Here is a 13,656-nt window from a genome sequence, read left to right as displayed (position 1 = left end):
AAGAAACGGGTGATTACCTGTTGCCGCTAGCGTGGCTTGATGCCCGCCAAGTGGCGGCTGACGGCGATCCAGGCTCCCAACCAGCCCAATAGTGTACTACAAGTCAGCAATGTTGTAGAGCCGACAAGGCCCAGGGTCGGTAGCTGATAGTGCGCGCCGTAGCTGGCCGCCAGCGATGCCACCGGCGCCGCCAGCCAGTCGCTGCCCAGGGTCAGAAGCCCCCACGCCAGCAGTCCGCCGCCCAGGCCATACCAGGCGCCGCTGTACAGAAAGGGTCGGCGTACAAAGGCATGGGTGGCGCCGATCAGGGTCACCACCTCGATCTCCTTGCGCCGGTTCTCCACCGCCAGGCGGATGGTGTTGCCCACCACCAGCAGCACGCCCAGACCAAACAGCACCCCCAGCGCCAGGGTCAGGCGACGACCCAGCTCAGCCAGTTGCCGCAGACGCTCGATCCAGGCCAGGTCGAGGCGCACCTCGGCCACCCCGGACATCGCCGACAGGCGCTCGGACAGCGCCGCCATGGCCTCCGGAGACGGCGTCGTCGGCGAGATCACCACCGCGGCGGGCAGCGGATTCTCGTCGAGCCGCGCCAGGGCATCATCGAGCCCCAGGGATTGCTGGAATTCCGCCATGCCCTGCTCGGCGGTGATCAATTCGGTGGCGGCGACCTCCGACTGAGCCTCCAGCGCTTCCAGGATGCGACCGGTCTCGGACTCGCTCACCCCCTTGTCGAGGTAGGCCGTCAGGGTGGCGCTGGCGTCCAGCTCGGCGTCCACCAGCTTGGCGCTGTCCAGTGACAGCCACAGGGCGCTGGGCAGCACCAGGGCGATGGCGATGGCGAGCATGGTCAAGAGGCTACCCACCGGCTGGCGCACCAGCCGGCGCAGGCTGTCCACACACATGGCGCGATGGTGGCGCAGCCAGGCTTGCCACTGCCCCTGTGCGCGCACCGTCTGCTGACGCGCACCGCGAGGTGACGTCGAGGCCTCCTGGCGGCCGCCCGTACGTGCGGCGGCCGAGGCGCCCCTGGGCGTCGCCGCGCCCTTGCGCGAATGGCGAGCGCTCATGCGGCCTCCTCGTCGGCCACCAGGCGCCCCTCGCTCAGGCGCAGGGTGCGGTGACGCAGCCTGGCGATCAACGCCAGATCGTGACTGGCGATCATCACCGTGGTGCCGATGCGATGAAAGTCCTCGAACAGCCCCATGATATCGGCGGACAACTGAGGGTCGAGATTACCGGTAGGCTCATCGGCCAGCAGCAGGGCGGGCTTGTTGACCACCGCCCGGGCGATGCCCACGCGCTGCTGCTCGCCGCCGGAAAGTTCGATGGGAAGCGCCTTTTCGCGGTGCAGCAGGCCGACCTTGTCGAGTGCGGCGCGGACCCGCCGCGCGATATCCCGCGGCGCCAGGCCGCGGATCTCCAGCGGCAACGCCACATTGTGATAGATCGAGCGGTCGAACAGCAGCTGGTGGTCCTGGAAGACCACCCCGATCTGACGCCGGTAGAACGGCAACTGGCTGGGATGCAGCTTGTCGATATCGTGACCGGCGACCATCACCCGTCCGCGACTGGGTCGCTCCAGGCGCATGATCAGCCGAAGCAGCGAACTCTTGCCGGCACCGGAATGGCCGGTGAGAAACACCATCTCGCCCCGCGAGACGCGAAAATCGATATTGGAGAGCGCCTCGAAGCGCCCTCCATAGCGCTTGCCGACGTGCTCGAAGGCGATCATTCGTCGGCGTCACTCGGGCGACGATCGAACAGGGCGTCGACGAAGTCCTCGGCCTTGAACGGCCGCAGGTCATCCAGACTCTCACCCACCCCGATAAAGCGGATCGGCGTCTTCAGCTGCTTGGCCAGGGCGAAGATCACGCCCCCCTTGGCGGTACCGTCGAGCTTGGTCAGGGTGATCCCGCTGACCGGAACCGCCTCGTTGAAGGTGGCCGCCTGGGACAAGGCGTTCTGGCCGGTACCGGCGTCGAGCACCAGCATCACCTCGTGAGGCGCCTGCGCATCGAGCTTGCCCATCACCCGATGGACCTTCTTGAGCTCTTCCATCAGGTGACTCTTGTTGTGCAGGCGACCAGCGGTATCGGCGATCAAGACGTCGACGCCACGGGCACGGGCCGCCGCCACGGCGTCATAGATCACCGAGGCGCTGTCGGCGCCGGTGTGCTGAGCCACCACCGGCACGCTGTTGCGCTCGCCCCACACCTTGAGCTGCTCTACCGCAGCCGCGCGGAAGGTATCCCCCGCCGCCAGCATCACGCTCTTGCCCTCGCGCTGGAAGCGCTGGGTCAGCTTGCCGATGGTGGTGGTCTTGCCGACGCCGTTGACGCCCACCACCAGGATGACGAAGGGCCCACCGTCGGCGGTCTCGAGGCTCAGGGGCTGGCTGACCTCGCCGAGCATGGCGGCCAGCTCCTGCTGCAGCGCACGATACAGCGCCTCCGGGTCCTTCAGCTCCTTGCGCGAGACGCGATCGGTCAGCGCCTCGATGATTTCGCTGGTGGCCTCGATACCGACGTCGGCCATCAGCAGCTGGGTCTCGATGTCCTCGATCAGCTCGTCATCGATCTGCTTGGCACCCATGAACAGGTCGGCCAGGCCGTCGCTCAGGTTGGCCCGAGTCTTGCCAAGGCCCTCGCGCATGCGCGCAAACCAGCCCTTCTTCTCGCCACCCTTGCCACCCTGCACCGGCGCTCTGGGCTTTTCCTGCAGGGCCGGGCCGGTGGGACGGCTGGGCTCGATCACCTCGGCGTGCTCGCGCTGGCCGGTGCCAGCGTCGGGAGCTGGCGGACTTGCAGGCTCGGGCACCTCCGCCTCGGCCAACTTGTGCGCCGAGGCCGGCGATTCATCTTCGGCGGGCTCGCCAGCCGGCTGGGGGGCGGCAGGCGGCGCCTGGTCGGCTTGCGACTCGCCGGACTTCTGCTCGACAGGCTCTTGCTTGACGGGCTCTTGCTTGTCGGGCTCAGGTTCAACGGGCGCCTGCTCGGCAGGGGTGGACGGCTCGGCAGGCGCTGGCGCTGCCGGCTCGACAGGCTCCGGCACCACCGCCTCGGCGGTCTCGGTCGGCTCGGGGCCAGATTCCCGGCCCTGCTGGGGCGGCTCGGCATCCGACGGTGAGCCTTGCGACAGCTCGTCGCCGAGGGGCTGTTCAGCCTCCCTGTCAGCCGCGCCTTCCGCCTCATCTGCAGACGACTGATCGACGACTTCCTGGTCCTTGGCGGGTTCTTCGCCCGTGTGCTTCTTCTTGCGCTTGAAAATACCGAACATGGATGACCTGACGCCTCAGCCGGTGAACGAACCGCCACATCCTACCACCCTGCCCGCTCGCTGTGGACACAGGACAGCCCCGAGGCGGCGACGCGACGCTGCCCACAGCCTGCCACAGAAGCGATGGCGAAGGCATGACGGCACCCTGCCATGGGGGTAGAATCGCCGCCCATGAGTCGACAACGTCCTTCAAGAAACCGTCCGCGCGGCGGCGCCGGAAAACCCCGCTCGGGCAAGAGTCCCTCGAGCGGTCGGCCGCCTGGCAAGCTGCGCATCATCGGTGGCGAACACCGCCGCCGCCAGCTACCGGTGCTCGACAAGCCCGGCCTGCGCCCGACCCCGGACCGAGTGCGCGAGACCCTATTCAACTGGCTCGGGGGCGAGCTGTACCGCGTTCGCGTGCTCGATCTGTTTGCCGGCACCGGAGCTCTGGGCCTGGAGGCGCTATCGCGCGGCGCCAGCGAGGCCCTGTTCGTCGAGCGCGATGCCCAGGTGGCCCAGGCGATCAGCGATAACCTGGCGACGCTGGCGATCGATCGCGCCCAGGTACGCCGCGCCGACGCCGCCGCGCTGCTGAAAGACGATACCGCCAGCCCCTTCGACCTGGTGTTTCTCGACCCGCCCTTTCGCCAGGGCCTTGCCGAGCCCTGCTGCCAGGCCCTGGAAGCCGGCTGGCTGGCGGATGAGGCCTGGATCTACGTGGAGGTCGAAAGCGGTCTGACTCCCGCCGTGCCCCCCACCTGGCAGCTACACCGAGAGGTCCGCGCCGGAGACAGCATGGGGCGTCTGTATCGACGCAGCGAAAGCGACGCCGACTCGCTCAAGGACGCTGCGCCTGAGAGCTGAGCCGGCAGTACCCCAAGCACGCGACTGTCGCAATTCCTGAGCCGAATCAGCAAAGCAGCCCCGTCGCCGCCCGGCGACGCTTGTTCGCCGGCGGCGGCGGCGTTACGCTCATTCCATCGGGGCGCGCGTCGCGCCTTCACCCCACGTCATGTCAGGAGACGAGGATGAGCACGGAACTCTTCAACCAACTCGAAAAGAAGGTCTCCAGCGCCCTTGAGGCCCTGGAATTGCTGAAACTGGAAGCCGAGGAGTTGCGCGAGGAAAACGCTCGCCTGAAGCAGGATCGCGAAGAGTGGGAACGTCGCCTGACCGCCATCCTGGGCCAGCTCGATGAGGTGGAAGGCGAAACGGGCAATACCGAACAGGCGCCCGCCCATAGCCTCTGACCTGCCTTGTGTGCCGGCAGTGTCGACTCGAACGGCCGACTCGAACGGCTGATGCGAACGATCGACACGAATGAAAAGGGCTCCCATGGGGAGCCCTTTTGCATTGCGCGTACGATGGAAGCCCAGCCGCAGGCGGCCCAGACTAAAGAAAGCCGAGCGCTTCAGGCTGTTTCAGTCAAGCGCCAGCGACATCAGCAAGGCATCGACACGCTCGCCGCCATCGGCCAGCGGCGGATAGTAGCCGCGACGCACACCATCCTCGGCGAAGCCGGCGGCTCGGTAGCAGGCGATCGCCGCGCCGTTGTCGGCACGCACCTCCAGCAGCAGTCGCTCCGAGCCCCACTGGCGCGCTACCGCAATCAGGCTTGTCAGCAGCCGTGCGGCAAGCCCTTGGCGGCGAGCTTGCGGGGCCACCAGGATCGCTTCCAGCTCGGCCTCGAAGGGCCGGCGTGCCAGCAAGGCGTAGGCGTGAATAGCCCCCTGCCCCGTCATGCCCGCATCAAGGCCGCCTTCAACGCCGACATCACCCGCCGGACCCAGCCGATCGATCCCCAGCAGCAGGCGCTGGTCATCTTCCAGTGCCTGGGCCAGCGCCTGAGGGCTGGACAACGGCGCTGACGCCATCGCTTCCAGTCGCAAGAGGGCGTCAAGATCGGCGGCGCCAAGGACACGGACAGGACCGTAGCCGCCGCTATGGGGACAGCTCTGCTGGCCCGCTGTCGCCTCAAGCGCCATCGCTGTCGTCTCTGGCACCATCGCCTCCAGCACCATCACCTCGAGTGCCGTCGCTCCACTGTGCCTGCCACTCGCCGATCTGCGACCACAGCCGGCGCTTGGCCTCGGCACCGACGCCGTCACCGGCGAGCAGTTCGTCGAGCCCCGGGCCCTGCCACAACGGCAGCGCCAGGGTCTGGCTGCGCGGAGGCTGCGCGCTGTTGTCGGTGGCGTCAGACGGGGCCAGCGCTTGCATCAGCGCCTCCTGGCGGCCGAATACCAGCACCCGCTCCGGAGCCCAGCCACGACGTGCGCGACCGGCCACAAAGGCCTTGAGCCCCTGACGCGCCTCGTCCAACGGCCGCCTGACCGGCAAGCCTTCTTCCAGCGGCCAGGCAAGGGAGTCGAACACCGGTCGCTGCGACGGCCTGACCCCGGCGCCGGTCAGGATATTGAGCAGAAGCCGCTGGTGCAGGGGCCCCAGCGGTTCGTCACGGGCGACCAGCAAAAGCCAGCGACCGTCGAGACAGGCCACCTGACAGCCGAAGCGCAGCGGCTCGGCGCCTTCCTCCGCCTCATCCTCTGCCGGCATGGCCGTGGGGGCCGTCGCTGCACCGTCGTCTGCATCGGGCACGATATCACCGAGCAGCGCCCTGGCCTTGCGCGGACCAGCCGGCGCCTGGGGGGCAGGAGCCTGGACGGCAGAGGACGAATCAGCGACAGCGGCCTGCTCGGTCGCCCCGGCGGACGTGTCGCCACCGCCGGCCGAGGCGGGCATGTCATCGAGCAGCGCATGCAGGCCCTTGGCACCGGGCTGGGGCCGCTCTTCGGGTACCGGCTCGGGCCAGTCGCAGGCTTCGGTCTCGCGGGCGTTGGGTAGCTGATAGCGGGCCACCCAGGCGGTCAGCCCCATGGCATCCAGATAGGCGAGCCGTGTCGGCTCCGGCGTCACGAGCGTGAGCCGCCCATGCAGTTGGGCGAGTCCGGACGCGGTGCACTGCGGCTATCCCACTCACCGGGGGTGTAAAGGTGCAGCGCCAGGGCGTGGACCGGGCCGGACAGTTCATCGGCCAGCAGCGAGTAGATCTGCTGGTGGCGCTTGACCGGCATCAGCCCGGAAAAGCGCTCGGAGACCAGGGTCACCTTGAAGTGGGTTTCCGAGTTCGGCGGCACGCTGTGCATGTGGCTCTCGTTCTCGACCACCAGTTCGGTGGGCTCCAGGGCCTTTAGCTTGTGTTCGATGGTCGCCTGAATACTCATGATGGGTACTCGCGTCTGTGACGGTTAATTTTGTACATACTGTGCCATTGTACGCCCTCGCCCAGCGGCTGACTAAGCCCGATCCGCGACCCGGTTCGGGGAGTCCTCGCCCACTCGTTCGGAGTAGCCGGCCCGCGCGGCCTTCTTCTGCTCCCGCGCCGCACGATACGCACGATGGGCCCGGGGGATACGCACCAGGCTGATCACCAGCGCCAGCAAGGTGGTGACAGCGCCGACCCACAACGCCTGCTGAACGCCAGCGCCGGCGGCCAGGCACAGCCCGACCAGGGCCACCCCCAGCGACTGCCCCACCGTGCGGGTGGTACTCATCACCCCCGAGGCGTTGGCGCTGCGGGCCTTGGGTACGCTGGTCATCAGTTCACGGTTGTTGGGCGGCTGGAACAGGCCGAAGCCTGCGCCACACAGGGCGGTACGCCACAGGCTGTCGATCGCGCTGGCGTCCTGCGGCAGCGCCGCCAGGCTGACCAGCCCCAGCAACAGCATGACCAGGCCGACGCTTGCCACCACGCTCGGGTTGAAGCGATCGGCCAGACGACCAGACAGCGGCCCGACCACCATGATGGTCAGCGGCCAGGGGGTAAACAACCAGGCGGTATGCAGCGCCGAGTAGCCCATCTGCTGCTGGTAGAGAAACGACAGCGCAACGAAGGTCAGCCCCTGTCCGATGAAGGCGGTGCCCTGGGCGGACACTGCCAGGCTGAAACGCGGTTCACGAAACAGCCCCAGCGGCAGCAGCGGATGGGGAGCCCGCCCCTGGCGACGGATAAAGGCCACCGCCGACACCACCGTCACCGCCAGCCAGGCCAGGATCTCGGCCAGCGGCGCGCGATGACCGACGGCGTCCATGCACATGAACAGTCCCGCCAGCATGGCCATGGAGGCCAGGGCGCCGAAGGCGTCGAAGTTGCCCTCGCGGCGTTCCTCCCTGGGCAGGGCTCGCCAGGCCATGACCGCGGCGGCGGCGCCCAGCGGCACGTTCAGGGCGAACAGCCACGGCCAGTTGGCCACCGACAGCACCAGACCACCGATCGACGGGCCGGCGGCGTAGCCCCCCGCCACCACCAGCGACGACAGGCCCAGGGCGCTGCCGAGCAGGCGCGAGGGAAAGATCGAGCGATAGAGGCTCGGCCCGATCGACAGGGTGGCGGCGGCGCCGACGCCCTGCAGGGCACGAAACACCAGCAGGGTCTCGAAGTTGGGCGACAGCGCGCTGCCCAGCGCCGCCACTACGAACAGGGTGAGCCCTGCCACGTAGACCTTGCGCCGACTGAGCAACTCGCTGGCGGCGGCGAACACCAGCAGCATGGCCGCGCAGACCACCTGGAACAGGTTGGTGATCCACACCGCGCGGGCATCGGACACGCCCAGATCCCGCGCCATGGAGGGCAGCGCGATATTGATCATGGTGGTGTCCACCACCGCCATCAGGGTCCCCAGCACCAAGGCGATGACCGCCAGCCGTCGCTCCGGCCCGGGCAGGCCGTCGTCGCCGTCACGGGTGGAGAACAGTCGACTCATCGGGGCAATTCCTGGTGTTGTCTAGGCGGGTGTTGTCTTGCATCGGGGTGGTCAGGCACAGGAGGTCATGCCGGCACGCAACGAGACCGGCCGTGGCCGGTCTCGTCGACACCTGCGGGGTACATCCGGCAGACACTGATCAGCGGCGGCAGGCCGCGCTGTTTCAGTCCTGCTCGAGGTCGGCCAGCAGTTCGTCGTCCACCTCGGAGATCTCAAGCGCAGCCTCGCCATCCAGATCGATCGCCAGATAGCTGTGCTCGACCTGCAAGAAGCGCTGGAACAGCTCCCAGTTCAGGGCCTCGGGCCACTGCCGTTCGTCCTCTTCCCAGGCGCGCAGTTCGTTCTCGAGCACCTCGAGATAGCGCTCGCGAACGAAGGCTTCCAGCGCCTCGGGGGTGTCCATCTCCGGGATCAGGTAGACCGTGCTTTCCCGGTCGACGTCGGCGAGCGTGAGGTCGTCATCGCCCATGGTCGGTTCCAGGGCATTGATCCAGTCAACAAAGTGCTGGGTGGGTCTGACGCTCAGTGCGGAGCGGTTGAGCAGTTTCATCGCGGTCTCCTCGACGTCGAATCGCAGCCATTATGGGTGCTAAGGGCCTCGCTTGCCAGCAAAAGCCCGGCCCCGCCGACAATCCATCGGCCCGACCCCGCCGACAATCCATCGACCCGACCACTGGGGACATTGTCCTCGGTGGCCAGGCCGAACGGCTCAGGCCTCGCCGGCTTCCGGGCGCATCGCCGGGAACAGCAGCACGTCGCGGATCGAGGGGCTGTCGGTGAACAGCATCACCAGGCGGTCGATACCGATGCCCTCGCCGGCGGTGGGCGGCAGGCCTACCTCGAGCGCGCGCACGTAGTCGGCGTCGTAGTACATCGCCTCCAGGTCACCGGCGTCCTTCTCGGCCGCCTGGGCGCGGAAGCGCTCGGCCTGGTCCTCGGCGTCATTGAGCTCGGAGAAGCCGTTGGCGATCTCACGGCCGCCGACGAAGAACTCGAAGCGGTCGGTGACGAAGGGATTGGCGTCGTTGCGCCGCGCCAGCGGGCTGACCTCGGCCGGATACTCGGTGATGAAGGTCGGCTGGTCCAGGCGCGCCTCGGCCACCTCCTCGAAGATCTCGGTCTGCAGCTTGCCGAGTCCCCAACCATCCTTGACCTTGATGCCGAGGCGCTCGGCCAGGGCACGGGCGGCGTCGAGGTCGTCGATGTCCGCGGCCTCGATGCCTTCGCCGTGAGCCAGGATCGCCTCGCGCAGGGTCATCCGCACGAACGGCTGGCCCAGGTCGTAGGTCGCTCCCTGGTAGTTCAGGGTGGTGGTGCCGAGCACCTTCTGGGCGATCTCGCGCAGCATCGCCTCGGTCAGATCCATCAGCGCCTGGTAGTCCACGTAGGCCCAGTAGAACTCGACCATGGTGAACTCGGGGTTGTGGCGGGTGGAGAGCCCTTCGTTACGGAAGTTGCGGTTGATCTCGAAGACCCGCTCGAAGCCCCCCACCACCAGGCGCTTCAGGTAAAGCTCTGGCGCGATACGCAGGTACATGTCGATGTCCAGCGCATTGTGGTGGGTGATGAAGGGACGCGCCGTGGCGCCGCCGGGGATCGGCTGCAGCATCGGCGTTTCCACCTCCATGAAGCCGCGATCCTCGAAGAAGCGGCGCATGGCGCTGATGATGCCGGCACGGGTCTCGAACACCCGGCGCGAGTCCGGGTTCATGATCAGGTCGACATAGCGCTGGCGGTAACGCGCTTCCATGTCGGTGAGGCCGTGGAACTTGTCGGGCAGCGGGCGCAGGCTCTTGGTCAGGAGCTTGGCCTCGCGCATCATCACGTACAGGTCGCCCTTGCCGGACTTGTGCACCGGGCCCTGGCCGGCCACGATGTCGCCGATGTCCCAGCCCTTGATGTCCTCGAGCAGGGCAGGATCCAGCCCCTTCTTGTCGACGTAGAGCTGGATCTGGCCGCTGACGTCCTGGATCACGATAAAGGGGCCGCGCTTGCGCATGATGCGCCCGGCGACCGCGGCCTCGCGGCCCAGCGACTCCAGCGCTTCCTTGTCATGCTCGCCAAGTTCCGCCTCGAGCTCGGCGGCCAGGCTGTCACGGCGAAAGTCGTTGGGGAAGGCGCTGCCGCCCTCGGCCTCGGCGCGCTCGCGACGAGCCGCCAGCTTGGCGCGGCGCTCCGCGATCAGGCGGTTCTCTTCGGCAACGGCGTCATTGGTGGAAGGCGTATCCTGGTTGGCCATGGCTACTCGTCTCTGTCACGGCAGGGAAGCCGCCACGGCGGTTCCCCGAACGGCCCCGGCACGGGACCCATGAATGGTGGTGGCGAAACGCCCCGAGGCCACTTGGCTCCCGGGGCGAAGTCGCGACGCGGTGGGCTTGGCGACGGTCGCTTAAAGCCCCTGCTTGAGGCTCGCGACGATGTACTGGTCAAGATCGCCGTCGAGCACCTTGTCGCAGTTGCTCGACTGCACGCCGGTGCGCAGGTCCTTGATGCGCTGGTCGTCCAGCACATAGGAACGGATCTGGCTGCCCCAGCCGATGTCGGCCTTGGAGTCCTCGGCCTCCTGCTTGGCGGCGTTGCGCTTCTGCATTTCCAGCTCCCACAGCTTCGCCTTCAACTGCTTCATGGCGAAGTCGCGGTTGGCGTGCTGGCTGCGCTGGCTCTGGCACGACACCACCACGCCGGACGGCTCGTGGGTGATCCGCACCGCCGAGTCGGTGGTGTTGACGTGCTGACCACCGGCGCCGCTGGAGCGGTAGGTGTCGACGCGCAGATCCGCCGGATTGATCTCGACCTCGAAGCTGTCGTCGATCTCCGGCGACAGGAACACCGAGGCAAAGGAGGTGTGGCGGCGGCCGCCGGAGTCGAACGGACTCTTGCGCACCAGACGATGCACCCCGGTCTCGGTGCGCAGCCAGCCGAAGGCGTACTCGCCCTGGACGTGCACCGTGGCCGACTTGATCCCGGCCACTTCACCGGCCGACAGCTCGATGATCTCGGCCTTGAAACCGTGGGACTCGGCCCAGCGCAGATACATGCGCAGCAGCATGTTGGCCCAGTCCTGGGCCTCGGTGCCGCCGGAGCCCGCCTGGATGTCGAGATAGGCGCTGTTCTCGTCCATCTCGCCGGAGAACATGCGCCGGAACTCGAGCTTCTCGAGGTTGGCCTGCATCGAGGCCAGTTCCTTCTCGACCTCGGCCACGGTGGCCTCATCGTCTTCCATCTCGGCCAGCTCCAGCAGGTCCCGGCTGTCGCCGAGGCCCTGGTCCAGCTCGTCGATGGTGGCGACCACCAGTTCCAGCGAGGCACGTTCCTTGCCGAGCTTCTGGGCGTAGTCCGGGTCGTTCCAGACCGCCGGGTCCTCAAGCTCGCGGGTGACTTCCTCTAGCCGATCTTTCTTTTCGGCATAGTCAAAGATACCCCCTCAGGACGTCTGTCCGCTCAGACAGGTCCTTGATGAGGTTGTGAATCGGGTTGGTTTCCAACATGAAGTTCGCCTTTTGTCGTCCCTCGCCGGGTGCCGGCGTGCGCTCGCGATGCGCCGGTGGCGATGGGCCAGTTGCGATGATCGTCGGCCAGGCCGCGATAAAGGGGATGCATTGTAGCCAAAACGTCTAACCCCGTCATCCTGCTCCTGCCATCGAGCCCCCTTGCCACAAGGGCTCCCACGGGGCTATCGACGAAACGCAAGACGTCATGAAAATTTTCGTCTGGACAGCACCGGAGCCACGGCGCGATGGTCGATATCGACTAAGCGGGCTTAGCCGGTGTCGCACGCCTTGTGCGGCCTTCCCACAATGGCCGTGGTCGCAGCGAACCGCGCTGCCAACGGCCCGGCCCGCGACAACAATGCCAACACGAACAAGGAACTGACATGATCGCGAACCGTGCTCGCTGGGCCCGCCGCCTGGCGCTGGCCTCCGGCCTGACCCTGTCCTCGCTGGCGGCCGCCATCAGCGCACCGGCCATGGCCGAGACCCTCGATCTTGGCGTCACCGGCGAACTCGCCTCCTTCGACACCTCCCAGATCTCTGGCGGCGTGTGGGAGTCCCAGATCCTGATGGACGTTTACGAGGGCCTGGTCAAGAACGCCCCGGACGGCGAGATCCTGCCCGGCATGGCCACCGACTGGGAGGTCTCCGAGGACGGCAAGACCTACACCTTCAGCCTGCGCGAGGATGCCCGCTGGTCCGACGGCGAGCCTGTCACCGCCGAGGACTTCGTGTTCGGCTGGCGCCACCTGCTGGACCCGGCCAACGCCTCCAAGTACGCCTATATGCTCTATCCGGTGGTCAACGCCAGGGAGGTCAACACCGGCGAGCTGCCCCTGGAGGAGCTTGGCGTGGAAAGCCGCGACGAAGGCCGCACCTTCGTGGTCCAGCTGACTCAACCGACGCCCTACTTCCTGCAGCTGCTGACCCACTACACCGGCTACCCCCAGCCACAGCACACCTTCGAGGAGTACGGCCGGGACTACGTGGATCTCGACAATATCGTTACCAACGGTGCCTTCACCCCCACCGAGTGGATCTCCCAGTCGCGCATCACCGTGGTCAAGAATCCCGAGTACTACGAGGCCGACCAGGTGGCGCTGGACGGCGTGCGCTACCACACCATCGAGGATCGCAACGCCGGCGTCTCGCGCTTTCGCGCGGGCGAGCTGGACATCATGACCGAGTACTCCTCGAGCATGTACCCGCTGTTGAAGGAAGAGATCCCCGAGGCCACCCACATGGCCACCTACCTCGGCAGCTACTACTACGTGTTCAACCACCGCGACGGTCATCCCACCGCCGACCCCAGGGTGCGCGAGGCGCTCAACATGGCGGTGCGCCGCGACGTCATCGCTCAGCAGATCATGGGCGGCACCTTCCAGAAATCGCTGTCCTTCGTGCCTGACGGCATCGATCACTACCAGGTGCAGAACACCAGCTTCGAAGACGCCGACGGCAATGACATCACCGATGACATGAACGCCCGCATGGCCCGCGCCAAGCAATTGCTGGAAGAGGCCGGCTACAGCCAGGAGTCACCGCTCGAACTGCGCCTGCGCTACAACACCACCGACGAGCACAAGAAGATCGCGGTGGCGGTGTCGTCCATGTGGCGCCCGCTGGGTGTCGAGGTGGAGCTAGTCAATGCCGAGGCCACGGTGCACTACCAGACCATCGCCGAGGGAGACTTCGATGTGGCCCGGGCCGGCTGGATCGCCGACTACAACGACGCCGAGAACTTTCTGGCGCTGCTGCGTTCCGGCGTCGGCAACAACTACGGGGCCTACGCCAACGAGGAGTTCGACGCCCTCTACGACCAGGCCGCCGCCACCCTGGACCTGGATGAACGCAAGGCCGTCATGGAAAGCGCCGAGGCCCTGGCCATGGACGACGACGCCCTGATCCCGATGCTCTACTACGTCTCACGCAACCTGGTGAACCCGAAGATCAGCGGCTGGGAAGACAACATCGAGGACGATCACCCGTCTCGCTGGATCTCCTTCGACGAGTAGCAGCGCTGGGTTGGTAAATAGCAGTGCTGGGTTCGTAAATAGCAGCGCTGGGCTATCTTCAAGGACTCGCTTCAAGGACTCACTTCAACGACTCGCTGCGAGAACTCGCCTCCACCAGGAGGCGAG

Annotated in this window: 13 protein-coding genes; 3 read left to right on the top strand and 10 right to left on the bottom strand. The window is 66.9% G+C overall.

The genetic code is table 11. The features are described 5' to 3' along the window. Nucleotides 1–26 precede the first annotated feature (26 nt). The 3 genes from ftsX to ftsY are packed head-to-tail and all read right to left on the bottom strand — an operon-like array spanning nt 27 to nt 3,279. Nucleotides 27–1,070: a permease-like cell division protein FtsX gene (gene ftsX / locus C9F12_RS07795; RefSeq protein WP_045991303.1), complete on the bottom strand. Its 1,044-nt coding sequence runs from the start codon at nt 1,068–1,070 to the stop codon at nt 27–29. Beyond that, entirely contained in the window at nt 1,067–1,735 is a 669-nt protein-coding gene (gene ftsE, locus C9F12_RS07790; RefSeq protein WP_045991304.1) for a cell division ATP-binding protein FtsE, read from the bottom strand. The genes ftsX and ftsE overlap by 4 nt, the downstream gene beginning before the upstream one ends. Continuing rightward, nucleotides 1,732–3,279, bottom strand: a complete 1,548-nt coding sequence (gene ftsY / locus C9F12_RS07785; RefSeq protein ID WP_108448498.1) for a signal recognition particle-docking protein FtsY — start codon at nt 3,277–3,279, stop codon at nt 1,732–1,734. Before ftsY ends, ftsE begins: the two co-directional genes overlap by 4 nt. Nucleotides 3,280–3,450: 171 nt before the next feature. On the opposite strand from ftsY, the gene rsmD reads away from it, so the two are divergent. Together rsmD and zapB are read left to right on the top strand one after the other, a co-directional pair. Next, nucleotides 3,451–4,125 (top strand): 16S rRNA (guanine(966)-N(2))-methyltransferase RsmD, encoded by a 675-nt coding sequence (rsmD, locus tag C9F12_RS07780; protein ID WP_108131214.1) that lies wholly within the window; start codon nt 3,451–3,453, stop codon nt 4,123–4,125. A gap of 164 nt (nt 4,126–4,289) precedes the next feature. Next, complete coding sequence (gene zapB / locus C9F12_RS07775) at nt 4,290–4,511, top strand: cell division protein ZapB (RefSeq protein WP_045991307.1); 222 nt, start codon at nt 4,290–4,292, stop codon at nt 4,509–4,511. Between the two features lie 171 nt (nt 4,512–4,682). Here zapB and C9F12_RS07770 read toward each other — a convergent pair whose 3' ends face one another. The 7 genes from C9F12_RS07770 to prfB form a co-directional block, all read right to left on the bottom strand. Beyond that, nucleotides 4,683–5,264, bottom strand: coding sequence for a GNAT family N-acetyltransferase (locus tag C9F12_RS07770; protein ID WP_240184200.1), 582 nt, complete (start codon nt 5,262–5,264; stop codon nt 4,683–4,685). After that, a complete protein-coding gene (locus C9F12_RS07765) occupies nt 5,236–6,177 on the bottom strand; it encodes a hypothetical protein (protein WP_162816411.1) in 942 nt (313 codons plus the stop codon). Before C9F12_RS07765 ends, C9F12_RS07770 begins: the two co-directional genes overlap by 29 nt. Continuing rightward, complete coding sequence (locus C9F12_RS07760) at nt 6,174–6,485, bottom strand: BolA family protein (RefSeq protein ID WP_045991309.1); 312 nt, start codon at nt 6,483–6,485, stop codon at nt 6,174–6,176. Before C9F12_RS07760 ends, C9F12_RS07765 begins: the two co-directional genes overlap by 4 nt. A 72-nt stretch (nt 6,486–6,557) precedes the next feature. Beyond that, entirely contained in the window at nt 6,558–8,024 is a 1,467-nt protein-coding gene (locus C9F12_RS07755) for an MFS transporter (RefSeq protein WP_045991310.1), read from the bottom strand. 163 nt (nt 8,025–8,187) lie between these two features. Further along, nucleotides 8,188–8,574: a hypothetical protein gene (locus C9F12_RS07750; RefSeq protein WP_045991311.1), complete on the bottom strand. Its 387-nt coding sequence runs from the start codon at nt 8,572–8,574 to the stop codon at nt 8,188–8,190. A gap of 159 nt (nt 8,575–8,733) precedes the next feature. Continuing rightward, the gene (lysS, locus tag C9F12_RS07745) at nt 8,734–10,263 is read right to left on the bottom strand and encodes a lysine--tRNA ligase (protein ID WP_045991312.1); all 1,530 of its coding nucleotides are present in this window, start codon (nt 10,261–10,263) and stop codon (nt 8,734–8,736) included. A 150-nt stretch (nt 10,264–10,413) separates the two neighbouring features. After that, nucleotides 10,414–11,512 (bottom strand): peptide chain release factor 2 gene (gene prfB / locus C9F12_RS07740; protein WP_197037043.1). Its coding sequence is split into 2 segments (ribosomal slippage): nt 10,414–11,436 and nt 11,438–11,512, totalling 1,098 coding nucleotides; the frame shifts between segments, so codons are not numbered across the junction. Nucleotides 11,513–11,898: 386 nt separating this feature from the next. Between prfB and C9F12_RS07735 the strand changes: the two genes are divergently transcribed. Beyond that, nucleotides 11,899–13,530, top strand: coding sequence for a peptide ABC transporter substrate-binding protein (locus C9F12_RS07735; RefSeq protein WP_045991314.1), 1,632 nt, complete (start codon nt 11,899–11,901; stop codon nt 13,528–13,530). The last annotated feature ends 126 nt before the right edge of the window (nt 13,531–13,656 follow it).

Source organism: Halomonas sp. BN3-1 (assembly GCF_003056325.1).
GTDB classification, from domain to species: Bacteria; Pseudomonadota; Gammaproteobacteria; order Pseudomonadales; family Halomonadaceae; genus Halomonas; species Halomonas litopenaei.
This window is presented reverse-complemented; position numbering and strand designations above follow the sequence as displayed.